Source organism: Phycisphaerae bacterium (assembly GCA_028714855.1).
Lineage (GTDB): Bacteria > Planctomycetota > Phycisphaerae > Sedimentisphaerales > Anaerobacaceae > CAIYOL01.
Genome location: JAQTLP010000004.1, coordinates 93,170 through 117,113 on the forward strand (window position 1 = coordinate 93,170; position 23,944 = coordinate 117,113).

The window sequence follows — 23,944 nt, forward strand, 5'->3', positions numbered from 1 at the left end:
TTAATCAAACATATGTCTTTTTGGGCAGGGTATGATAACATATTAGCCGTTGGTTTGCAATATTGTTGAACATTTGAGGATTTTGTCTTTTATGAATACTAAATATCAAAAACTGCTCACTTTTTGCGTTGTTTTTCTGCTTATTGTAAATGTTTCCCTTAATACGCTCATCGCCGGCGGTCCTTCGGATATTCACGTATGGGAAATGGAAGAAATTGTGCTGGAAGCGGAAAATGATTATGATAATTTCTATACGGATGTGACCTGCTGGGTCGACCTGAAGGGTCCGGATTTCTCGAAACGAATTTATGGCTTCTGGGATGGCTCCAATCGTTTCGTTGTGCGTATGGTCGCGACATCACTTGGCAAATGGCAATGGACCAGCGGCTCGAATCAGCCCGATGATAAAGGCCTTACCGGCCTGTCCGGCGAATTTAACGCAGTCAGATGGACAAAAAAACAAAAGTCGCAAAATCCCAACCGCCGCGGCTTCATTCGTCCCTCACCTAACGGGCACGCCTTGCAATACGCTGACGGAACGCCCTTCTTTATGGTTGGTGACACCTGGCTTGCAGGAACCACCTGGCGCCTGCCTTTCAGGGGCGTTGCATCTCCAAAAGATTATGTGCCCGGCCCGGGTATCAGCTTTGAAGACGCCGTCGCTTACCGAAAAAGACAGGGCTACAATTCCGTCAGTATGATTGCCTGTTTTCCGAACTGGGAAGCGGACTGCCATCCCGCGACTTACGCTGATTCCAGCGGATTATTCCTGAGAAATGCGTGGGAAAAATTTGGTTACCCCGTCGGAAACGGCCATGTGACCGCGAAAGATATGCGCGACGAATTCGGCAACCTCCCCTTTGAGATGTCAACGGAGCACCAGGGCGTCGCTGATTTTGACCGTATCAATCCCAAATACTTTCGCAGTCTTGACGAAAAAATGCGTCATTTGTCCAAACAGGGTTTTGTCCCTTTGATAGAAACCGTAAGAAGAGACAACTGCCCGGCGTGGAAGGCATATTTTGACTTTAATGAATCTTACTCGCGATATGTTCAGTATCTAATCTCAAGATACGGTGCCTATAATATATTCTTTAGCGGCATTCATCTCGATTGGATTCCCAAAGAATATAGTCTCACCGCCGACGAATTCAACGCAGCTTTAACCTATCATTTGAATAAATACGGCCCGCTGCCTTTCGGCCAGCCCCACACAACACTAATCAGCGATTCCACATATACTCAATTCGGCCACGACCAGAATTGTCCTTGGCTGACTATGCACAGCGTCGGCAACAAGCCGCGCGACCATAGTGTTAAAACAGCTCTTGAAACCCTTTTTAATCTTGTCCCCACATACCCGGCCATAAACTTCGAGCCGTATTATACCGGCTGGGACCACGAAATAAATATGCCGAATGGCGAGCGTCCGCCGGCAAATTCCCCGCGTGATAACTATTTCTCACGGGCACAAATGTATGGCTCCGTTCTTTCCGGCGGCCTGTCCGGCCACGTCCACGGAACCGCCGCCTACGACATCACTACAACCGGTGAGCCTGCCGGTGCGCGTCCCCATTTCTGGGTCGCGCTAAAGTATAAATCAGGCGCCTATATGCAGCACCTCGCTGCGTTTGTCTTGTCGCAGGGCAAAAAATATCAGCAATTACAGCCCTGTTCGCAGAATATAAACCCGCAAAAAGCCCCCGGCAGCCCCGAAAGAGGTTTGGATGGCTGGTCGTTTATGTCGTGCACGCCTGAAAAGGATTTTGCACTGCTCTACTTCGAGAACCAGGCTGTCCTGCCTACATTAAGCGGTTTCAAACCTGACTCTTCTTTTTCTTTCCGGTGGTTTAATCCCCGCAACGGCCGGTGGAAAAAGAAAATCACCATTAAATCGAATGAGCAAGGAATATTGGCACTCCCGCCATTCCCGGATGGACAAAATCCTTCCACCATTGACTGGGCCGCCAAAATCACTTTACAATAAACTGCTTTTCTTGGCGGCTTAATGCTCTGCGGCGGACTTCTCGAGATAATTGAATTTCTGTCCGCCCAGCGACGCATCGACCATTAGCCCCGTGTCAGTTGCGACGAATACTGCCATTCCAGATTTATAATCAGCCTTCGCTGCCGCGCCGAGAGTGACAGCTACGCCTGTAACCTGTGCGGAAAACGTGAACTCCTCGGTCTTGAACACGTCTAAATCATTTTTAGTCTTGAAGAATATTATCTCTCGGAAGAACTCGCCCCCGAACGAGAACCCAAGCGTTGCCTGCGACATACTGCAGTACCCGACCATTTTACCCTGCTCGTAAACTTCGCCCTTGCCGTAAGCGCCGCCGGCAAGAAAAGCCCCTTTGAATACCTTCGGCAGCACCGCCCAGCCGTAGGAGTTGTCGAAGAATTTCTGTATCTTAGGGTCTTTCTCCTTGAATACCGCTATTGCCTCACTTGCCTCAGCCGACAAAACCGCTTTTCCCTCCGGCTCTTCCGGTGCAATAGCGCAGCCGGCCGATACAATCGCCAAACACAAACACATCATAATTATTTTCGTCTTCATATATCACTCCTTTCAATTGTTTCCTTTGTCTTGCTTGGTTTATAGCCGATTGCCGCCTAATTGTCAATACAAAGACCGTAAGCTCATTTGTCAGCTCGAAATTTTCGCATCCGCCCCATTTTGACAGCGTTTGATATGTTAAGACTAAAAAACTTTAGCTTGCTATACCGCAGCTAAGCACGGCACCTTAAAGCAGTCTTTTCTGAAACAGCAGTTGGTATATGGGCAGTTGCCGTTGTTTGAATTTCCATAGCAGGGCGTATTGCCTTCCGTCCTCTGGATGGTATGGATTAGCTCCGCCTTTTTCATCTTGCCGGATTTTATGCCTAATTTCTTCGCCTTCTTTTTGATGGCTTCCATCTTCATATTTGTTTACCCTTCGTCAATTTCACTCTGTTGAAAATCTAAAATTTCACGGGATTAACCTTTATTATCGTCAAAACCGTTTGTTTCAGAACAGCAAAATTTACAAAAAATATAAATCGTAAATGAATCATCCTTCTTTTCCCTTATTGGTTGGCTCCCAGCTTCGCTGGGGGTTGCATAATCTTAGTTCGAGAGAGTTATAGTTTTTTGGGAGTGTTGACATTAGCCTGTTATCATAGTAGTATCTTGCCTGTTTGTGTCTTTTTGTGTTTTACTAAATAGAAAAAGCATAAGATGAGTAGTGCTTCTCCAAGAATTGTAGAGCTTGTCGAAACTTTCGATTGTAACATCGAAACGTACCATTCGCAGCAATACTACAATGAGACCCAGCTTCGCAGAGAGTTCGTCGCCCCGTTTAAGGAAGCGCATGGAAAATATGCACAAGGCTATTGGCGAAAATGATGTTTACAAATGGGCCGGAAATGTTATTACGTAATTAACTGCTTGAAGAAAAGAACAGGAAGTTAATCAATGCAAGTTAAAGAGATAATGTCAAAGGAAGTAATAACTGTAACACGCTCTGTAAAATTGAGAGAACTGTTAGAGTTATTTAATAAATTTCATCTTTTCCCTTTGGTGCCTGTAGTTGAAGAGGACAACCGCCTGGTGGGGATTGTTTCTTTTAGCAATCTTATCGATGTATTTAGTCCGTATCATCAGGAAATATTGAAAACGGTTCCTTTCTTGGACGATCGGGAAGAAGATATATTTAATGTAGAACTGACCAGGGATATCGGAGACTTGTTAATCGTTGATGATATTATGGAGACAAAGTTCGTTTCTTTACAAGAGGATGCCTCTTTAGAGGAAGCTTTTAAGTTAATGAAGTTACATCTTAAAGAAGAATTTCTGGTAACAGATAAAACAGGAATATTAGTCGGAAAGATTGGCATATTCGACATAATTCGGAGAGTATTTCAGGAAAAGGGCGTTATTTAAGTGAATACTATATTAGGATTGGGGTTTATTCTGCTTGCAGGTTTATTTTCGGCAAGGCTGATAAGCAAAATTAGATTTCCAGCGGTAACCGCTTATCTTGTAATAGGTATACTTACCGGGTCTTCGCTGTTAAAACTCATTCCTGTAGAAATTATTAATGCATCAGGACTAATTTCAAATATAGTTTTAGGAATAATCGCCTTTAGTATTGGCCAAAATTTTTCTCGAGATAACTTTAGAAAGATTGGCAAATCAGTGGTATGGATTTCAGTTCTGGAGGCATGCGGGGCCTGGCTTTTAGTTACATTAACTTTCTTATTGATACTAAGGCAGCCTTTTTATATTTCTCTTCTTTTCGGAGCGCTTTCTTCCGCTACTGCCCCGGCGGCAACGGTAATGGTGATAAGAGAATATCGCGCTAAAGGCATTTTTACTGATACGCTTTTAGGGGTCGTTGCTATTGATGATGCCTGGTGCCTTATTATTTTTGCTGTTTCCTTGGCAATATCCCAGGCCGTTTATAGCCACAGGTTGGCTGCATTTTTTTTGATTAGGGTATTTTTAAACTCCATCTTGAGTATACTTGGTGCCTTTATCTTAGGAAGCATCAGTGCAATCCTGTTATCTTATCTCTCTCGTTTTATTCGTACGCAGGCAGAGCTCCTGATTTTCACCCTCGGATTTGTTCTTTTAAGCATAGGAATAGCTATTTGGCTGCACTTGTCCGTCCTTTTAGCAAATATGTTTTTAGGGGCAATCTTAGTCAATATCAACAAATCTTCATTCAGCTCTTTTGAAGTTTTAAAAACAATAGATTCCCCGCTATTCTTGCTTTTCTTTGTTTTGGCCGGGGCAAATTTGGAAATAGGTCTTCTGCCCAAATTGGGATTAATTGGTTCGGCATATTTAGTATTTCGCGTGGCAGGTAAGGTAGCTGGCGCAAGATTAGGAGCTCGTATTTCTAATGCATCCGGTAGCATAAGAAAATATTTAGGCCTGGGCTTAGTGCCCCAGGCAGGCGTTGCTTTGGGCTGCGCTTTAGTTGCTAAAAGTGACTTTCCAAATATAGGCGGTATGATTTTTACTACGATTGTTGCTACTACAGTTGTTTATGAATTGGTCGGTCCTTTATGTACAAAATATGCCTTGCAAAAAGCAGGAGAGATAAACGTTGAACACCACCAAATGGTGTGAAAATCCTTTTGAGCATTTGGATGATTTGAAAGAAGAATTGAGGGATAAGTATGTTCTGCTGGCCAATAAGATAATGGAATAACTCCATTCAATTTTTTAGTGAGGTGTATATGTTTACATTATTAAAGATTAGCGGAATGGCCGTGACAGCCATTATTATTGGTGCTGTAATTTTGATTGTTTTGGCTTTCGGAGCAGTAAAAAAGTTTTTCCCTGAAAAGCCGCGTAAGCCCTTGGGAAAAGCATAAAATTTTGTCGAGCCCTTGCTGCAGTGTCCCGTCCGCCGACTTGCCTGCCCTCGAATGTTGTCGTCGGGGTTCGTTTGGGCGTTTGTATTTAGCCCCGCAATTTATTGCGCAGGTTCTCTCTCATCCATCTTCCATCGTCCGCTTTCGGCGACCCATTCTCCAATTTATAATTCGTAAATTATAAATCGCCTCCCTACCCACTAATTCCCTTCGAGCCAGTTCACCGCAAGCTCGGCATAATCACGGAAATCCACATCTCCGTCGTAATTCAAATCTGCCTCATAACACCACCCGTTATATAGACAATCCTCGTTCAGCCATCGCTCGACCAACAATGCTAAATCAGAATAACCACAACCGCAATCGTGGTTCAAATCGCCTTTGAGATTCGGCAGTGTCAAATCTACCCTTGGCGGTAGAATTGTCCAATCTACCAATGGTGCTTCATCGAATGTAAAACCGCCATCAGTATACATGATATTCGTATCTGCGGTGCCGCCGCCGACCAGGAATTTCTCGACATAAGCGTTCACATGAGGTTGCTGTGAAGCGGGGAACACGCAGTGATCATGACCGCCGACCCCGGAAAAACCCATCTTATCGGGTATCCCGAGTGCTTCCCATATCTTATGCGTAATATTGCCATTTTGCCAACAACTCTGAACGCACAACCAGCCATGCGAGGTGTTTTCAATGAACAGAAGCGCATTCGGTGCGCACAATCCCGCTAACTCGTGATGATCAAACGGCAGTTTATCCGCGTTATTGACGAATTGTGTGAAATTAGCACTGAAGAGACCCAGGCCAACGACCCCGGCCATCGTCTCGCAACCGCCTTCGGATTGAATACCGCGCCAGCTTGCCGCGCCGCCGGCTCCTGATTCCTGGGGGATGGTGAGCTTAATCCGCGGGTTGAATGCACCGCAAACCAAAGCGCCCTTCCCGCTGGCTGAACACCCTGTAATACCAAGCCTGTTTGGATCGATATTGGCTGCAGGGGTCTTTTCGAGTGCGTCTATTAAACGGCTCAAGTTCCATGCCGCTTTCATCATTGACGAGACGGATGGATCGCTCCCATACAAGGTATTGAACGGAGTTGCGGAAGTGGACAGATTCATGGTAGCCACTCCCAGATTGCGGATCGCTGTTGCGCCAATACTGATACTGCCGCCGTAACCTATCATGGCAGGATAAGGTGGGCTCCCTGTGGGGGGATAGGTTATCGAACAAGAGAAGGATGTTGAATGTCCATTATCAGTTACATACACTGTGATTGAGTTACCATTAAATGAACCTGTTGTAGCGGAATAAGGCGTCTCTGGCATATAACCTAACTCAAATTCCTGAATCAGCTCGGCTATTTCCGCACGACGGCATGTCCATTCATCTTTCGTCATGCATGAACCAGACACGAATTCAAAGGGGTCAGGATAGTAGGGATTATCCACTAAGGATGAGAATGAAGGCATTGGCGGAACAGTACACTCGTTGCCGCCGGTGCCGCCTTGTGTAACTGTTACAGTTTGCCAAGCATCTCCTGTCGTAGTAACGGCTACCGTTGCTGCTCTTGATAAGAGGCCATTTTGCTGAGCGGTAACAGTTACTGTATCATTGTTTGAACCTGATGCCGGATCAACAGTCAGCCAGTACTCTGAACTTGAGACAGTCCAGCTTGTATTTGATGTAACGGTAAAAGTGCCTGTGCTGTTTGCTTCCGCGGAAATTCTAAGCGATGTTGGAGAAACAGAAGTAGCACTGCCTCTGACGTCGTCGAAATACACATTTCCTGTGCTTCCGCCGCTGCCGTCGCCGAAGCCGATGGTAATCCCGGCAACATTGGACAGGTTCACGTCGGCAAATTCCGTCAGCGGAATGCTCCAATTGCTCCATTGTTTCCGCCTGACATCGCTCGTGTTGTCGTATGTTACAGTCGCGGTGTTAGGCGGACTGTCACCGTCGGTCAGCTTCACATACATTTGCTCGTCGGTGGGGTTACTTAGGTCCCCGTAGAAATACAGCACCAATGCCTGGGCGCCGATGCCGAGCCAGTCAGGGTCGACCATTCCCAAATCAGCAACATCTGCGCTGACTTCGGAATAGTAAGGAGGCAGATTGTTATTATAAATATACCGCATCGATTTACCGCTGCGGGCGATAGCGATATCGATAGAAACTTCTGCGCTGGTGCCGCTGTTTTGCCATATATTCTGCATGGCGGCGTTGTCCTCATAAGAACTGAAATTGTCCAAAACAAAATGCGGCAATACCTTGAAACTCCAGACTTCGCCTTTGAAGATTGTGTAGTCAGGCGCGGCATTGACCTCATCAATACGCCAGTAGTAGGTTTTGCTAAAATCAAGAAATCCGGGAGGGTCATAAGTCGTGGTTGACTGATTTTGACTGACCAGTACGCCCAGCGAATTGTCTCTGTCGGCGTTGTTGATATCGTTAAAATCGGTGCCGAAATATACATCGTGTGTTTCAGCAAGTCCGCCCTTTTTCCATTCGAGGACCGCATCTATCGGCGCGTCTTCTGCGCCGTCAACCGGAACAGGATGGTAAGCATAGCTTGGCAGGACGAATGCCTGCAAGGCGTTCGGTTCCACCTGTAAGGCGTTGACAAAAGCGAAAGGCTCGGCTGCTGGACTGCTTGGGCCCCTTTCGCTTGTCAGGATAATTCTGCCTAAATCATCCGATGTGGCTCTTCCGCTAAAGGCCCACTTCCAGAAATCTTTAGAGGAGCTGGAAGAATAGTTATCCTGCAGAGGCTGATTTGCCGCTCCGCCGATGAAATTGGTGTCAAAAATATGTGTGCCGTTGGCGTACCAGTTCGCCACTCGATTAGCGTCTAAGATTTGGCTGTCCCATGACCATATGGTTATGTTGCAGTCCCGGTTGGTGCCAAGTCCCCATAGCGTGATTGTAACTCCGCTCGGATTAACACCGTAGACAAAATCGCGATAAATCCTCTCGCCTGCCCGCGGGGAATAATAGCATGGGTCGCCCGGCATCACGGGTGTGCCGGCGTATCTCGACCATCCGCCGCAGGGGTCATCACGTCTTACTGAGTTAATGCTGCCGCCGAGGTCAGTTATAACGCCATTTACTTCACTGCCGCTGGTTGTAATGCTGAGCGGCATAAAGCCGACCTGGGTATTTACATCGTCATTGTTTGCCCAGTTGTTAAGGTCCAGCCTCAGCACAGGAGGAGTAGTAGAGGCATCGGTGGTTGCCGAGCGAGCAAGCGACCAACTGGTCATATTCAAAGCGCTGTCACGTGCCCTGACCCTGAATGTGTACACAGTGCTCGGGGTAAGGCTTGTTGCAATGTAATTGGCGTCTGTTTGCCATGTGCTGCTGGCTGTGGGGACACTGGAGCACTCAAACAAGTACTGTATGGGAACACTACCGGCTTGATCCAAAGCAGTTACTGCAGCCATCTGAATTGAATTTGGCCCAAGTGTTATCGGGACAATCCACCACTTCGCCGGGACCGGCCTTGGAGCAGTGGTATCTGCGCCGTAACAGGGTGATAAAGCAAGGGCTGAAATCAAAAGCAAATACAGGGGAAAATATTTAACAGACATCTTCATACGCCTCCTTATCAGGGTAAAACTCTGAGGGTTTTACCGGTTTTAATAATCCTCACCCTCTTACCCCGTAAGGAGCAAACCGCCCGAGCCCAATGAACCGTACCTTGAAACAGTGGGCACATTTTACGTACGAAATTTCAATTTCTTATAATATACCACACTTGCTCCGGATTTTCAACCAATTTTTGCCCTTTTTGGGGATTAAAATAGGCATTTTGGCTCTCCAAACGCGGATTTTCGTGATAAAGGTTGAAAGACACCGCCAAGAGTTATTTTGCTGCCTTTATCGCATCCGCGAGGTTTAGCGTGCCTTCGTATAAAGCCCTGCCGATTATTACAGCTTCAACCCCCGTTTCGGATAGCTTTTTAATATCGCTTATTGTGCTTACGCCGCCCGAAGCGATAACAGGAATCCGCACCGTTCCTTACCCATACCGCAGCTTTTAAATCTTCAGTTTCCATTTCGGATTTTTATCCGCCTCTGGCCGATGATGGCAGGGTTCGGTTAGCCCCCCTGACTCGTGCCGGGGGGTACGTTACTTTATCTTGGGGGGGGGTAATGTCGTCCCTGTATAGACCGGGACAGGGGAAAATAGGGATAGTCACCTGTTTTTACTTTTTAACTTGCCTCCACAATTTCCAATCACGCCCAACTTCTGGGACCATATTTATCTGTATGCTATTGAATATGTTCGGGTTCTCTACAAGAGATTCCAAGGGGATGTCCACTTCATAATTATAGAACCAGCGTCCCTTGAGCTGGTCTCCAGCGATGTCCCAGTACCCGATGCCACACATAGATGGAATATCGATCCATCGCCACTGAAAAACAATCCGAGAGGTGGTAAGTCGTCCTCTAATCTCTCCAACCCATTCCTCTTCATGATACTGGTACTTGCCAATAATGTCATAAGAATCTTGGGCAAGTCGAACAAAACCATGGTTGCTTTCCCACAAACCCGAGAAGTTTTGTTCTCGTTTTGCCATCATAGGTAATTGTAAGGCCGGCGTCTCGATACACTCTTGGAATTTCTTCCACAGAAAGTCACTCTCTTTTCTGTAGGCGGCCATTTCTTCTATAATCTTGCCGGAAAGTTCCTCGAATTGATGAGCAAGTGTCTTCGCCCCGTGTGGCAACAGCCCTTGAATGGTGATACCTAGAGACTCAAGCACTCCGGAGATGGGGTTCTGGTACGAGTACGACTTCATTCCGTCGCCAACAAATGCGGCGAGTCTCTCCTTGGCCGAGTGTACACTGTCTAAATCCGTGTGATCAATCTTTATTGTATTGACATCTGACACATCAAATGGGATGGATTCACCTTTTTCAATAAGCTGGACAACTGGCTTCCCAATGAAATGTCTCACCGCAAGCTCGTAGTAGACGTTGGGATTAGCACCGGTCAGATCTGCTATCACTAAGTCTGCAGTGATGAGCTCACGCATTACACCCTGGGAAATAAGAAAAGGTTGCGTCATTTGGTCAGCACGGTATGCACTGAACCCAAGTTCCTCACAGACCGGTTTGATGATGTGTCGCAGGATTTTGTCTGAACGACGACGGATATCAGAGTCATCGTCCCCAATGGGTGAGATGACAAAACATCGCTTATTTGGCGGCAATATCTTGCCACTTCGTGTTTTCACGGGTTTTCTCCATTCCTTTCCTGTGTGCTAACAATGCTTATACAGTCTATTCAAAGACTTCCGCCGGACGGCAATGTTGACAGGCAAAGGTGTGATTCTCCGCATCTTCCGGCCTTAACTTTTTACTGAATTAACTATAAACCCTTACGAACCACGCGTCAATCCCAATTCCCCCGATCCGTCAAAGCAAAACTTATGGCCATATTTTCCCTTGCAATCAGCGCAGTCCTCGGTTAAAAGATTAGAAGAACAAATCGACCAGATGCTTTACAATCTTTACAGCCTGATCCTCGAAGCATAGTTTACCTCGCCGTCCTTTTGGCGTAGCGCAGACCTCGGCGTAGTGAAACGAAGACGGGCCCACAATCTCAAAATGACCTTGTCATCCTGAGCGAAGTCGATGTTAATTTAGGCAACTTTTAAACTTTTCTGTCGTCTGTCATCCGCCAAACTCTGTATGTAAAAAATCTACCCGCGAAGCGGCTCCACAATTTTGCATTTTGCACTTTGATTTTTAATTTTTCACACTTTTTTACCAATTTATACCATTTTTAAGCAGCTTTTTTGCTACCCCAAATTTCCCAAATTACCTATTTTAACTAAAGTTTTTTCTTAACGCCTACCGATAGCTATACTACCTATTTTAACATTTTGCCTCGGTAGACACACAAGTTTGAGAAAATAGGCAACATATAACGATTGTAAAGCTATTTTGGAGACCTATATTATGGCAACAGAAGCTGTTCTTGAGCGTTATTTAGACACTTTACTTCAGGGCGACCGCAAGGCCTGCCGGGGCGTTATAGAGGAGTCCCTCCAGACCGGCACCCCAGCCAATTCCGTTTATTCCGATATTATCTGGCCTATTATGGTTGAAATCGAGCATTTAGTCCGTGCCGACAAGATTACGACCACTCAGGAGCATTTGGCCACTCGGATTAACCGCACAATCGTTGACCAGCTTCAGAACAAGCTGCCGCGTAAACCCCGTAAAGGCAAGAGGATAGTGATTTCCTGCGCCCAGGCTGAGCTGCAGGAACTCGGTGCTCAAATAATGGCGGACTTGTTCGAAAGCGATGGCTGGGAGGTCAAATTCCTCGGCGGCGGCCTGACTAGCGACGATATCCTTGCATTCATACACGAAAGTGCTCCCGATATTCTCCTAATCTACGGCAGCGAACCAAAGCAGGCGCCTGATATCCGGCAACTCATTGACACAATTAGAGATATAAACGCCTGGCCCGATATGCGGATTATGGTATCAGGTGGGCTGTTTAACCGTGCAGAGGGGCTCTGGCAGGAAATTGGCGCCGATTTATTCGCCGCCACGGCACTCGAAGCCATCCAGGTAGCTTCACAAGACACACCAATCGAGCCGGAGGCAGGAACAGCAGGCCGGCGTAGAAAAAGAGGACTGCCGGCGGTTAAAAAAATACAAGTTCAAGTCCTGAAGTAAGTTAGTATCTAACCGCCGTAAATTTAGTGTTTGGTACCCAATCGCCATATTCACAAAGTTTGGGCAGCGTGAGATTCAATTTCCAATTGACGATTGGGGGTTAGGGATTTAGTATTTACAAGTGTCTATGTTTAACGAATGGCACATAGTTCCGCTGGAATAGGGGCTTTTTGGAGAAAAAATTATGATTGGGGCACTTGGGGCCAAGGCGATAGAAGATTTAAGTGATTTGGGGCGGTTCGGCAGGTTTGTCTGGCGTGCGATATTGGCATCCGGCTCGAGCATAGCCAGAACATCGACGTATCCCCTGATATGGACACAGATGAATATAATCGGCGTTCGCAGTGTGCCGGTTGTGATGATAACGGGAGCGTTCGTGGGGATGATATTGGCGGTGATGGCATACGACCAGCTTGCCGGTATGGGGCTGGAAGAACACTTGGGAGTTTTAATTAACGTTTCAGTTGTTAAAGAGTTAGGCCCGGTTCTTACGGCGGTGATGCTGGCAGGGCGGGTCGGCGGAGCTTTGACGGCAGAGCTTGGGACGATGAATGTTACCGAGCAGATAGATGCGGTCAGGAGTATGGGGACCGACCCGGTAAGATACCTGGCTGTTCCGCGGCTTCTGGCGTGCCTGTTTCTTACGCCGGTGCTGATTATCTATGCGGATTTGCTCGGAGTATTGGGTGGATATTTTATCGGGGTCATTCAGTTCGGAATTAACAGCCGGGCGTATTGGAGCTTCAGCGCATACGGGGTAGAGCTGTGGGACGTGGTTGTCGGGGTTGTAAAGGGATTTTTCTTCGGAGCGGCAATCGCGGTAATCAGCTGTTATAAGGGCTTTACGTGCAAAGAAGGTGCGCATGGAGTAGGTCAGGCGTGCACGGATGCGTTTGTGGCCAGCTTTATCTCTATACTCGCGCTGGATTTTGCGCTGGCAGTGATTTTCAAGGCGATTTACAATACGTTCTGGCCTTTGAAAAGTCTGGTTGGGTAGAAAGTAAAGAAGCAAAAATGGAAGTGAAAAAAGACGAGCAGAATAATCGGACAGCAGAGGGGAACGGTAACGGTATAATCGTTATTAAGAACCTTACCAAGCAGTTCGGTAATAATATTGTTCTGGATAATATAACACTATCCATAGAGAAGGGCAAAACGACGGTGGTAATCGGGCCGAGCGGATGCGGCAAGACTGTTTTGATAAAGAATTTCATAGTGCTGCTTAGGCCGAGCTCCGGAGAGGTTTATTTTAAGGACAAGCGAATAGATAATCTGCCTGACAGGGAATTAAACGAGGTACGCACCCATTACGGTTTTCTTTTTCAGGGAGGGGCACTGTTTGACAGTCTCAGCGTAGCCGAGAATATAATGTTCCCGATATGGCAGCATCATGACCATGCGAAAATTGACTGGAAGCAGGCCGAGGACGTCGTCAAGACCAAACTGGCAATGGTAGGTCTAGATGGATTTCAGCAATTTTATCCTGCGAACCTTTCCGGCGGTCAGAAAAAAAGAGTGGCGTTGGCAAGGGCCATCGCGCTGAATCCGGAAGTGATTTTGTACGATGAGCCAACGACGGGACTGGATCCTATTCGAGCAGATGTAATCAACGAGCTTATTTTGAAGCTTCAAAGAGAACTCGGCGAGACGGCGGTAGTTGTTACCCACGATATGACAAGTGCGTATAAGGTAGCGGACCGCATCATTATGCTGCATAACGGCAAGATAATTGCCGACGGCGATGCCGACCATATTCATAATCATCCCCATCCTGCAGTTCAGCAGTTTATCAGCGGCCAGGTCGGTCAAGACGACCTTGCGGTTCTGCGTGCAAGCGGCATTATATCGAAGGCCCAATTCCTGCCTCGGGATTTTGAGGAAGACAAGAGCGATGCACGAGAGAATTGAGGACGCGGTCGGAGATTTGGCCAAGATTGTGCGAGGAGATGTTTTTACTGACATACTGCACAGGGCTGCATACGCCAGCGACGCCAGCATTTATCAGATAATTCCCGGATGTGTTGTTGCGCCCCGCGACGCTGCAGACGTTGCGGCTGTTGTGAAATATGCCTGCGCCCACGGTATAGCGATAGCAGCTCGCGGCGCCGGCAGCGGGTTGGCGGGCGAATCGTTGTGCAGCGGCATAGTCTTCGATATGAGACGGTATATGAACAAGATTATCGATGTGGAAGACGGCGGCGCGGCGGTGATTTGTGAGCCGGGGGTGGTGCTTGACGATTTGAATAATTACCTGTCGGGTTACGGCAGAAAAATCGGGCCAGACCCGTCGAGCGGCAACCGCGCAACGGTGGGCGGGAGTGTGGCGAATAACGCCACAGGCGCTCATTCGCTCGAATACGGTTATATCGGCGACTACGTGGAAAGCGTTGAAGCGGTGCTGGCGGACGGCAGCGTGGTTGAGTTCAAAAATGATTTTGACCCGGAGGAAGCAGTGGACGAGAAACTTGCTTCGATTGCAAAAGGATGCGCAGCGGTCCTTTCGGGCAAGGAGGCAGTCATAGCAAATGCGTTGCCGGTGACAAAGCGGAATCGCAGCGGGTATTCGATAGCGGGAATTTATCACGATGGGAAGATAGATTTGGCGCGCCTGCTGGCAGGGTCGGAGGGGACATTGGGCATTTTTACGAAAGTTAAGCTCAGAACGGTTGCGGTGCCTAAGGCGAAAGGGCTGCTGCAGCTTGAGTTCGATTCATTAATAAAGATGGCACAAGCGGTGCCGATTATTGTGGATAGCGGGGCGTCGGCGTGCGAACTGATGGACAGGGCTTTGATAGATATGGCGGTTGAGGCACTGCCGGAGCATCGGAATGTTTTGCCTACCGGCGGAGTTGTTGTTATTTTGGTTGAGCATACTGGCGAAACGGCGGAGCAAGTGAGAGAAAAAATAGAAAATACCGATTCTAAAATCGGGGTGCTGGCGAGTGGACGAAGAATTGTTTTTGAGCCGAGACAGCAGAAGCAGTTGTGGAAATCCCGCAAGGATTCGGCGGCGCTTCTTGAGAGACGAAAGGGGAGAAAGCGTCCGGTTCCATTTATTGAGGATGTTTCGGTAGAGAACAGGCGGCTGGCGGAATATATTTCTGGTTTGGAGAAAATCGGAAAGCGGTATGACGTTGCGATGTCTTTTTATGGCCATGCCGGTGATGGAGAACTGCATGTGCGGCCATATCTGGATTTGGGCGACCCGGCTGATGTAGAGAAGATGCGGTCGATTGCGAATGATGTTTTCTCTCTTGCGTGGTCGCTGGGCGGGACAATCAGCGGTGAGCACGCAGTCGGGCTGGTCAGGGCAGCTTTTTTACGGCGGCAATACGGCGATGAATTTTATGAGCTGCTGCGGGCGATTAAGAATGTGTTCGACCCGAGCGGGGTGATGAATCCTGGTAAAATCATCAGCGATGACGCTGATGTTATGGTCAGGAATTTGCGGGCCGGGCATAAATTGGAGCCGGGGAGACTTAAAACGGATTTGCATTTCGGAAGCGATGAATTTCGCGCCGAAATTGAGCAGTGCAGCGGGTGTGGGGTTTGTTTGAGCAGGGAATCCGATTTGCGGATGTGCCCGGTATTTCGTGCGATGGGGGAGGAACTGGGCAGCTCACGGGCAAAAGCGAATGTGCTTCGCTTGTGGATTACGGGGGAGTTAGAGGAAAAAGATTTCGAGTCGGCGGAGTTCAGGAAATTTCTGGATTTGTGCGTGAACTGCAAGGCGTGCTCGGTGGAATGTCCGGCCGGGGTTGACATTTCCAAGCTGATGACGGCGGCGAGGACGGAGTATGTGAGGCGGCGGGGGCTGAGGCGTGCGGAGATTTCGCTGAGCCATAACCGGTATCTGAGTATGCTAGGCAGTATTTTTTCGCCGATTTCGAATTTTGTTACGCGGCTGTCGATTTTCAAATGGTTTTTAGAGCAATTTTCGGGGTTAGACCGGCGAAGAAGTATGCCGTCTTTCGGCAGCGGGTCGTTCGTAAGGGCGGGAAGGAAATACTTGAGAGCCTGTGCACCAATTGAAAAGCCGGTCGATAAGGTTGCGTATTTTGTTGATACGTACGCAAATTATAACGACCACGAGTTGGGGTTTGCGGTGCTCGAAGTTCTGCGGCACAATGGTATTGATGTGATTTTGCCGAAGCAAAGGCCTGTGCCGCTGCCGGCGATTGTGTATGGAAATGTAAAAAGGGCACGCAAGGATTTGGAGTATAATGTCAAACATTTGGCCAAGGCGGTTCGAGACGGGTACAAGATTGTCTGTTCTGAGCCGAGCGCGGCATTGTGTTTGAAACAGGAGTTGAAGCATTTTGTTGCGGGGGAGGATGCGAAACTTGTTTGCGAGAATACGTATGAGCTAATGATATATCTTTCGGATTTGTCCAGGCAGAATAAATTGAAGCCTGTTAAGAATCGCATATCTCGCAGTTTCGTTTATCATCAGCCTTGTCATTTATATGCTCTTGGCGAAGGCAGGGCGGGGGTCGAGCTTTTGAAGAAAGTTTGTTACGCGAATATAACCGAACTTGATTCCGGCTGCTGCGGGATAGCGGGGACGTTCGGGTTTAGCAAGAAAAATTACGAGCTTTCCTCGCAGATAAGTGCAAGATTAAAGGATGCGATGGAAAAATCGCCTGTTAAAGAAGTTTTGACGGAATGTGCCGCGTGCAAGATGCAGATAGAGCATATAAGCGGTGCGGCGGTTGTGCATCCAATAAAGATATTGGCGGAAGCATATAGAAGTATGTAAGGACCTTGCTGGTTTACGGGATATAATCCCGGAGTTTGCGGTGGTAAAGGGTTTCGGTGTTTTTCATCAGCTCAAGTCCTTTTATCCAGCCTAATGTTATCAGAGCCATACTAATCAGCACGACACTAAGCGCGAGGGCGATATCGAAGGTAATTTTTTTTGAATACATAACGAGCGCTACAAAAGCGAAAGGGATTAGGAATACAGAAAGCCTTGTAAGAATCATAACTGTTAGAAAAGCAAGAACTCCCAAAAAGACAAGCTCCGGAGAATTCCCAATATATGGCTTAACGGCTGCATAGATATCCAGATTATTTCTAAAAAACGTCGGGATGCCTTTCCAGAGCAGCAGCAAGCCTGTGACCATCGCACAAGGTCCGAGAGTCGTGCAGACCATAATGAAAGATGACATCCATTCGCGATGGATTTTATCATCCGGAGAGGCTTTTTCATTAATCATAATATTTGCCCGCCTTAACCTTTTAGTTACCTCCCAGCGGCGATTTCGGCCTTTTGGTATGTCGGGGAAAACATCTTCCCATTTTTCACCTATAAGACATCTATATAACCATCTTAATGGGAAGCGAGGCCGAAAATAATCTGCGGTTTTTACAATATGAAGCAAAGAGAAGATTTCCTGGAAGCAGTAACCGACGGCATAGGCCAGGCCGAATCCAATAACGTAGAATATGATATTGGCTGATTCCGGGATGATGGTGATATTGATTGCTTTTTTGGAGATATCTATTTTGCCCCAGACATATAAAAAGCTAAGTATGACCGAAAGTCCGCCTACGATATAAGTTATATCCCTGACGACAAAGTTTCTGATAGATTTAACCAGTTTACTCATAAAAAGCCTACTATTTTATCGGCTATATTATGGAGGACATTTAGCGCAAATGGAGCGGAACAGGGTTGTGCTTAAGTAGCGGTCACCGCGGTCGGGCAGGATAACGACGATTGTGCCGGATTTCATCTTCTCGGCTATTTTCAATGCGCCGGCGACGGCTGCGCCGCTGGACATTCCAACGAAGATTCCTTCGCAGGCAGCCAGTGTCCGGGTGGTTTCGAAGGCCTGGCCATCGTCAATGGTGAGTTTTTCGTCGAGCATCTTGGGGTCATAAATCGGAGGGACAATGGATTCAGTCATATTTTTGAGGCCCTGGATTGTGTGGCCTGTGGGCGGTTCGATTCCGACGATTTTGACGTCCGGTTTTTTCTCTTTGAAGAACATACTTGCACCCATCAGGGTCCCGGTCGTACCCATACCGGCGACAAAGACGTCGATTTCGCCGTTGGTTTGGGAGAGGATTTCGGGGCCTGTCGTTTCGTAATGGGCGAGGAAATTGCTTTTATTAGCGAACTGGTTGGGCATAAAGTAGTTGTCCAAATCATCGTTGAGAAGCTGATGCGCCTTTCTGATTGCGCCGTCGGTGCCTTCTTTTGCAGGGGTAAGGACGACTTCAGCGTTCATGGCCTGCAGGACAAGCTGTCTTTCGGTACTGACGCATTCGGGCATACAAAGTTTAACGCGGTATCCTTTAGCTGCGCCAATCATAGCAAGGGCGATGCCTGTGTTTCCGGATGTTGGTTCGAGGATGATTTTGCCTTTTGTAAGCTGGCCTGATTCTTCGGCTTTGTTTATCATATAATAAGCGGGGCGGTCTTTGATGGAGCCGCCGGGGTTTGCACCTTCGAGTTTTCCAAGGATTCTGACCTTTGGTTTTTTGCCGTTAAGCTTATTCAACTCTATAAGAGGCGTATTTCCGATGGCGGATAGTATGCTCATAAAACCTTACTCCAGAGTCTGATAGTCAATTGATTTTACCTGGATTATTCTATATGTTAGATTAGAGAAAGTAAAGGTAATTAAGAGCTAAGAGCGTAGGAACGTAAGAGCTTAAGAGTGGAAAGGAAATTAGATGGGAGAGGTCGGATATAAGAAGCTGGTTGTTTGGCAAAAAGCGGACGAATTTGCTTTTCGGGTTTATACAGCAACAAGGGATTTCCCCAAAGATGAAATTTATGGGATTATATCCCAATTGCGGAGAGCGGGATTGTCTGTCCCGACTAATATTGTTGAGGGGTATGGTAGAGGTGGCAGAAAAGAATTAAAGCAATTTTTGAATATAGCTTTAGGTTCTTTGGCGGAAACGAGATATCTATTAGATTTTTCACTAAGGTTAAAGTATTTGAATTCCGTAACATATAAGCAATTACAGGATTTGGCTGAAGAGGTTGGTAAGTTGTTATGGAAGTTTTATAAGGCACAAGAAGAACCAAGAGCTTAAAAGCGAAAGAGCGTAAGGGAAAGATTTAATTGGCTACAGAAAGTTTATGAGAATGAACCAGTATGAAAATGAGGAGAAAAAGGAGTTGAGGGAGATAACGGAATATAACAAAGATAGTCTTCGGTTACTTACAAACCACGAGTGGATGGAGAAGGTTGCAGTAAGGACATTTTTGCGAATATGTGACGTTGAATTTAAAGATGCTGATTTGAAGAAAAGTGATAAGGAACCGCCAGATATAGTCTTTAAAGACGCAAAATTTGAAGTTACAGAGGTTCAAGATGAAGGCAGAAGAAGAGGTGATGAGAGTAAAGAAAATATAACGAAGAGTGAACAAGCGAATCACCTATTAGACTTAGGGGGAAAGTGGGAGAATTCTGCTCCCATGGAATTTTCAGAGTTATTAAAGAAAGTTCAAGAAGGGATGGATATTAAATTTGAAAAGTATAAAAGCCCGGAGACTTGTAAAGAACTTGACCTTTTAGTCTATGTGAATTTGAAAAACCGGCATTTGGCAACTAAAATTAAAATGGATTATTCAAGTGGGATTTTAGCCGAAGTGAGGAAACAGGGGTGGAGATCTGTTTCTTTTCTCACGGGGTTATGTGCAGGGGTGATATTTGCTGACGAGTACGTGCCAGATTTTTTAAAAAAATTGCAGGGAGTTACTAAGATAACCAGCAGCCCAGATATCTATGAAGATAGTTAGCAGATAGTTTCCTAAAGTATATGAATTAACGATTATAAAAGAGTTACGAGAAAACAATGGAGAATCTTAGGCGGGCGGTTTTGTGGGATGCGGCGGAGGGCAAGAAGGTTAGTTGCAAGCTGTGTGCGCATCGGTGCGTGATTGGCGAGGGCAAATTGGGCAGGTGCTGCGTGCGCAAGAATATAGACGGCGTGTTGTATTCGCTGAACTATTACAAAATTTGCTCAGCTAACCCAGACCCGATAGAGAAAAAACCTTTGTATCACTTTCAGCCGGGGTCGAGCAGCTTTTCCATCGCCACGATGGGCTGTAATTTTCGCTGCGAATTTTGTCAGAACTGGCAGATAAGCCAGGCAGTTGTCGAAGATGGTCAAATTGACGGGCAGGCGATAAGCCCGGAGCAGATTGTAACTGCGGCGGTTCGCAGCGGGTGCAAATCAATCGCATATACCTATACCGAGCCGACGATTTTTATGGAGCTGTGCAGCGATTGCGGGCGGCTGGCAAAGAAAAAAGGCCTGGCAAATATTTTTGTCAGCAACGGCTATCAGACCGTCGAGGCGATTGATTTTTCCAAAGACTGGCTTGACGGGATAAACGTCGATTTGAAGGCGTTCAGCGAGGATTATTACAAGAGGTTATGCAAGGCGCATCTGCAGCCGGTGCTCGATACGCTTAAATATATTGCGAAGGAGACGAAAATCTGGCTTGAGATTACGACTTTGTTGATACCGGGCGAGAACGATTCAGATGATGAATTGAAGCAGCTCGCTGAGTTTATCGTTAACGAGGTTGGCGCCGATGTTCCGTGGCATATCAGCCGTTTTTCTCCGCAGTACAAGTATGTTGATTCTGCGCCGACGCCGGTGAAGGCGCTCGAACGTGCGGAGCAGATAGGCAGAGAAGCGGGGCTGCATTATGTATATCTTGGTAATGTGTCTGGCTCGAAATCGGAGAGCACTTTTTGTTATAACTGCGGCAGGGTTCTGATAGAACGCGCCGGCTACCGGATATTAGCCAATCATATAGCGAACAGCTGCTGTCCGGACTGCGGGACAAAGATAGCGGGCTTCGAATTATAATTTACAGCCAATTCACTCCTTCTCTGCCTTTGAACAGCATTTTAAAGACGTCGCGGGTCATAGGGACATTATAGTCATAAGAAGCCAGAATCGCGGAATCCTCAGCATTTACAATTCTTACGGTCAGATAGACCCTGTCGGAGGCTATAGCGTAAGTGCCGACGACCACCGCCTGCGCTCTGTGTTTGGTGACGATATCCGACAGCTCACGGCTGAGCATAAATTCTCCCGAGCCTTCCTTGATAAAAATTGTTGTGCGCATTTTGAGCTCAATGGTGGTGTAGCCAAGCTGTTTGAACCGTGACGAGATTTGCTCGGAAACCATTCTGCCGAAGGTGGAGGACTCGCTCAGATTATCGACGTTGACCAGACTTGCGACCAGAAGAGGGGTATCCTTTGGCATATCTTTGGGCAGTTTTCCGATGAGATATTCCGCTGCTTTATAATTGGCAGAGGTGACGACATCGTCATTGGCGTCAACGAGCCTTATGTTGTTCTGAACGGCGGTCAGGAGTATTTCGTGTTCGGCTTTCTCTCGCTCAGTGAGATTTTTGAGTTGTTCCATTTTGGCCTGATCCCGGGCCTTTCGTAATTCATAGCTGTCGTATTTTGATTCGGAAATGTCGATAGCTGATTTCGGGGTTTTGGCGGTTTCACCACATCCGGAAACTATCAAGCAAAGCAGTGCCAGTAATGCTGATTTCATAATATATTTAGTCATTGGTTAAAATGCCTCCATTGTTTTTTGCTGTATTGTATAGTCGTCGATTTTATCCTGTCAAGCTTTTTCGAAGGACCTGCTGAGGGAACTGAAATTACGTGCAATTTAGACTGTTTTTAACTAAAATAAGCGGCCGATAAGTAATTATGAAGATAATCGCAGATGCCAATATACCGTTTGTAAAGGATTGTTTTTCATCTGTCGGCGAGGTTGAGGTTTTCCCCGGCCGGGAGATAACACGAGATGTTGTCGGCGAAGCAGAGTGTTTGCTGGTCCGCAGCGTGACGAAGGTGGATTCGAATTTGCTGGCAGGCAGCAGGGTCCGTTTCGTTGGGACGGCCACTATCGGCTTTGACCATATAGATATCGGAAATCTATCGCGGAACAATATAGGTTTTGCGTCGGCGCCCGGCTCGAACGCCAATTCGGCGGCTGAGTATGTTATAGCCGGGCTATTTGAAATCGAGCGAAAGTACAAAATAAAACTGGAGGGCAAATCGATAGGTATTATCGGGGTTGGCAACGTCGGCAGCAAGGTCGCCGAGAAGTGCGCTTCGCTTGGTATGAAGATATTGCTGAACGACCCGCCTTTGCAGCGGGCCAGCGGTGATGTGAAATACCGGCCGTTGGAAGAGCTTTACGATTGCGATTTCATAACACTTCATACGCCATTGACTTTCGAAGGGGCTGACAAGACATTTCATCTGGCTGGTGAGAAGTTTTTCAAATCACTAAAAGCCGGCTGTGTTTTCATTAATGCTTCACGGGGCGAAGTTGCCGACGGAAAAGCAATGAAGGCATCGATGCGGTCGGGTGAGCTGGAAACAGTGGTGCTCGATGTCTGGGAGAATGAGCCGAATATAGACACCGAGCTTCTGGAGATGATTGATATCGGGACGCCGCATATAGCTGGCTATTCGCTGGACGGCAAGATTACGGGGATGATTATGATATATAAAGCGGCCTGCGAATATTTCGGATTAAAGGCCGAGCGTGATATTGAGGAATTTTTGCCTGAGCCGGATGTTCCGCAATTAAAGATAAATCCAGGCAGCGGCAGCGATCAGGACGCGATTCGGAAAGCCATCGAGAAGATTTACAAAATCAGCGAAGACGACGGGAAACTGCGCAAGATTTTGAATGTGCAGGCGAAAAGGGGCGAATTTTTCGATAACCTGCGGAAGAGTTACCGGGTGAGGAGGGAATTTCAGAATACAGAAATAATAACCGCAGAGAACACAGAGAATTTAAGAAAAAAATTAGAGGGAATAGGATTTAAAGTAAAAAGTGGCAAATGATGTGAAAATAGTTAATTGGGGGAGATGGCGGCTGGACTTTTCGGAGGGAACTTTGGTAATGGGTGTGCTCAATGTTACGCCGGACTCATTCAGCGACGGAGGGCAATTCTTTGATGCCGACAAGGCGATTGAACAAGGCCTGAAAATGGCTGCCGATGGCGCTGCAATAATAGACGTAGGCGGGGAATCGACCCGGCCTGGTTCGGCGTCGGTGCCGGCTGAAGAGCAGATAAGACGGGTTGTGCCGGTGTTAGAGGCGATTGCGAAGAAAGCTGATGTGCCGATTAGTATCGATACGACAAATTACGAGGTTGCTGAGGCTGCTCTGAAGGCGGGGGCGGCGATGATAAACGATATTACGGCCTTGAGCGACCAGCGGATGGGAGAGTTGGCGGCTGAGCGCGGTGTGCCGGTTGTTTTGATGCATATACAAGGAACGCCGGCGACAATGCAGGTTGAGCCGAAATATAAAAACGTTATTGCAGAAGTTTTGGCCTTTTTACTCGAAAGAGCAAAGCGAGCAGAGAAATTCGGAATACCGAAACAGCTAATCTTTATTGATCCCGGAATCGGGTTCGGCAAGACGGCTGAGCATAATCTTTTGCTGTTGAGACATATTGACAGATTTGTCGACAGCGGCTATCGTGTTTGCCTCGGGACAAGCAGGAAGAGTTTTATCGGCAGAATTACCGGTAAAGAAAAACCAGCGGAGCGGATATTCGGCACTGCGGCGACGGTTGCTTTGTGTGCTGCCGCGGGAGTCTCGATTGTGCGGGTACACGATGTAGCGGAAATGGTTGATGTGGTCAAGATAATTAATGCGGTAAAGTGTATAGAGGTGTGATATGAGTATAAGTAGTCACTTGGGTATTATTTTAGTATTAATTGTGGGGCTGGTAACAATCTTCGGCATTGTCGCAATAGCAGCCGTTGAGACAAGGCGTATGGAAAAGGGGGAGCCGTCTATAATAACAGGGGAGAAGAGCGATAAAGCGGAAGAAGAATCGTAATACAAGAA

Annotated in this window: 22 protein-coding genes and 1 pseudogene; 15 read left to right on the plus strand and 8 right to left on the minus strand. The window is 47.1% G+C overall.

Annotated elements, in window-relative coordinates; genetic code table 11:
• The first annotated feature begins 91 nt into the window (after nt 1–91).
• Entirely contained in the window at nt 92–1,987 is a 1,896-nt protein-coding gene (locus PHG53_04340; GenBank protein MDD5380854.1) for a DUF5060 domain-containing protein, read from the plus strand.
• Between the two features lie 18 nt (nt 1,988–2,005).
• Here the strand turns inward: PHG53_04340 and PHG53_04345 are convergent, their stop codons facing one another.
• The gene (locus PHG53_04345) at nt 2,006–2,560 is read right to left on the minus strand and encodes a lipid-binding SYLF domain-containing protein (protein MDD5380855.1); all 555 of its coding nucleotides are present in this window, start codon (nt 2,558–2,560) and stop codon (nt 2,006–2,008) included.
• Nucleotides 2,561–2,722: 162 nt separating this feature from the next.
• Nucleotides 2,723–2,926 (minus strand): SAP domain-containing protein, encoded by a 204-nt coding sequence (locus PHG53_04350; GenBank protein ID MDD5380856.1) that lies wholly within the window; start codon nt 2,924–2,926, stop codon nt 2,723–2,725.
• A gap of 294 nt (nt 2,927–3,220) precedes the next feature.
• On the opposite strand from PHG53_04350, the gene PHG53_04355 reads away from it, so the two are divergent.
• From PHG53_04355 to PHG53_04370, 4 genes are all read left to right on the plus strand, one after another.
• Nucleotides 3,221–3,388, plus strand: a complete 168-nt coding sequence (locus tag PHG53_04355; GenBank protein MDD5380857.1) for a hypothetical protein — start codon at nt 3,221–3,223, stop codon at nt 3,386–3,388.
• Between the two features lie 69 nt (nt 3,389–3,457).
• Nucleotides 3,458–3,925 (plus strand): CBS domain-containing protein, encoded by a 468-nt coding sequence (locus PHG53_04360; GenBank protein ID MDD5380858.1) that lies wholly within the window; start codon nt 3,458–3,460, stop codon nt 3,923–3,925.
• Complete coding sequence (locus tag PHG53_04365; GenBank protein MDD5380859.1) at nt 3,926–5,119, plus strand: cation:proton antiporter; 1,194 nt, start codon at nt 3,926–3,928, stop codon at nt 5,117–5,119.
• 110 nt (nt 5,120–5,229) lie between these two features.
• Nucleotides 5,230–5,367, plus strand: coding sequence for a hypothetical protein (locus PHG53_04370; protein ID MDD5380860.1), 138 nt, complete (start codon nt 5,230–5,232; stop codon nt 5,365–5,367).
• A gap of 200 nt (nt 5,368–5,567) precedes the next feature.
• On the opposite strand, the gene PHG53_04375 is transcribed toward PHG53_04370, so the two are convergent.
• The 3 genes and pseudogenes from PHG53_04375 to PHG53_04385 all read right to left on the minus strand — a co-directional run bounded on the left by PHG53_04375 (nt 5,568) and on the right by PHG53_04385 (nt 10,607).
• On the minus strand, nt 5,568–8,960 hold the full coding sequence (locus PHG53_04375) for a hypothetical protein (GenBank protein MDD5380861.1): 3,393 nt from the start codon (nt 8,958–8,960) through the stop codon (nt 5,568–5,570).
• A 269-nt stretch (nt 8,961–9,229) separates the two neighbouring features.
• A pseudogene (locus tag PHG53_04380) lies at nt 9,230–9,379 on the minus strand (HisA/HisF-related TIM barrel protein).
• Between the two features lie 193 nt (nt 9,380–9,572).
• Nucleotides 9,573–10,607, minus strand: coding sequence for a hypothetical protein (locus tag PHG53_04385; GenBank protein ID MDD5380862.1), 1,035 nt, complete (start codon nt 10,605–10,607; stop codon nt 9,573–9,575).
• Nucleotides 10,608–11,334: 727 nt separating this feature from the next.
• Here PHG53_04385 and PHG53_04390 point away from each other — a divergent pair.
• The 4 genes from PHG53_04390 (at nt 11,335) to PHG53_04405 (ending at nt 16,822) form a co-directional block, all read left to right on the plus strand.
• On the plus strand, nt 11,335–12,063 hold the full coding sequence (locus tag PHG53_04390) for a cobalamin-dependent protein (GenBank protein ID MDD5380863.1): 729 nt from the start codon (nt 11,335–11,337) through the stop codon (nt 12,061–12,063).
• Between the two features lie 184 nt (nt 12,064–12,247).
• A complete protein-coding gene (locus PHG53_04395; protein MDD5380864.1) occupies nt 12,248–13,060 on the plus strand; it encodes an ABC transporter permease in 813 nt (270 codons plus the stop codon).
• 17 nt (nt 13,061–13,077) lie between these two features.
• Entirely contained in the window at nt 13,078–13,971 is an 894-nt protein-coding gene (locus tag PHG53_04400) for an ABC transporter ATP-binding protein (GenBank protein ID MDD5380865.1), read from the plus strand.
• Nucleotides 13,955–16,822 carry an anaerobic glycerol-3-phosphate dehydrogenase subunit C gene (locus tag PHG53_04405; protein MDD5380866.1) on the plus strand — a complete coding sequence of 956 codons (2,868 nt, stop codon included), beginning with the start codon at nt 13,955–13,957 and terminating at the stop codon, nt 16,820–16,822. Before PHG53_04400 ends, PHG53_04405 begins: the two co-directional genes overlap by 17 nt.
• Before the next feature lie 13 nt (nt 16,823–16,835).
• On the opposite strand, the gene PHG53_04410 is transcribed toward PHG53_04405, so the two are convergent.
• Together PHG53_04410 and PHG53_04415 are read right to left on the minus strand one after the other, a co-directional pair.
• Entirely contained in the window at nt 16,836–17,675 is an 840-nt protein-coding gene (locus tag PHG53_04410) for a hypothetical protein (GenBank protein ID MDD5380867.1), read from the minus strand.
• 27 nt (nt 17,676–17,702) lie between these two features.
• Nucleotides 17,703–18,614, minus strand: coding sequence for a cysteine synthase family protein (locus tag PHG53_04415; protein ID MDD5380868.1), 912 nt, complete (start codon nt 18,612–18,614; stop codon nt 17,703–17,705).
• Between the two features lie 133 nt (nt 18,615–18,747).
• Here PHG53_04415 and PHG53_04420 point away from each other — a divergent pair, with 133 nt between their 5' ends.
• From PHG53_04420 to amrS, 3 genes are read left to right on the plus strand one after another with little or no spacing between them, the layout of a single operon-like run.
• Nucleotides 18,748–19,116, plus strand: a complete 369-nt coding sequence (locus tag PHG53_04420) for a four helix bundle protein (protein ID MDD5380869.1) — start codon at nt 18,748–18,750, stop codon at nt 19,114–19,116.
• Nucleotides 19,117–19,162: 46 nt separating this feature from the next.
• Nucleotides 19,163–19,825 carry a DUF1780 domain-containing protein gene (locus PHG53_04425; GenBank protein ID MDD5380870.1) on the plus strand — a complete coding sequence of 221 codons (663 nt, stop codon included), beginning with the start codon at nt 19,163–19,165 and terminating at the stop codon, nt 19,823–19,825.
• A 56-nt stretch (nt 19,826–19,881) separates the two neighbouring features.
• The gene (amrS, locus tag PHG53_04430; GenBank protein ID MDD5380871.1) at nt 19,882–20,907 is read left to right on the plus strand and encodes an AmmeMemoRadiSam system radical SAM enzyme; all 1,026 of its coding nucleotides are present in this window, start codon (nt 19,882–19,884) and stop codon (nt 20,905–20,907) included.
• 1 nt (nt 20,908) lies between these two features.
• Here amrS and PHG53_04435 read toward each other — a convergent pair whose 3' ends face one another.
• Nucleotides 20,909–21,628 carry a FlgO family outer membrane protein gene (locus PHG53_04435; GenBank protein MDD5380872.1) on the minus strand — a complete coding sequence of 240 codons (720 nt, stop codon included), beginning with the start codon at nt 21,626–21,628 and terminating at the stop codon, nt 20,909–20,911.
• Nucleotides 21,629–21,774: 146 nt separating this feature from the next.
• Here PHG53_04435 and PHG53_04440 point away from each other — a divergent pair, with 146 nt between their 5' ends.
• The 3 genes from PHG53_04440 to PHG53_04450 are packed head-to-tail and all read left to right on the plus strand — an operon-like array spanning nt 21,775 to nt 23,936.
• Complete coding sequence (locus tag PHG53_04440; protein ID MDD5380873.1) at nt 21,775–22,926, plus strand: 4-phosphoerythronate dehydrogenase; 1,152 nt, start codon at nt 21,775–21,777, stop codon at nt 22,924–22,926.
• 1 nt (nt 22,927) lies between these two features.
• Complete coding sequence (gene folP / locus PHG53_04445) at nt 22,928–23,770, plus strand: dihydropteroate synthase (protein ID MDD5380874.1); 843 nt, start codon at nt 22,928–22,930, stop codon at nt 23,768–23,770.
• A gap of 1 nt (nt 23,771) precedes the next feature.
• Nucleotides 23,772–23,936, plus strand: coding sequence for a hypothetical protein (locus PHG53_04450; protein MDD5380875.1), 165 nt, complete (start codon nt 23,772–23,774; stop codon nt 23,934–23,936).
• Nucleotides 23,937–23,944 lie beyond the last annotated feature (8 nt).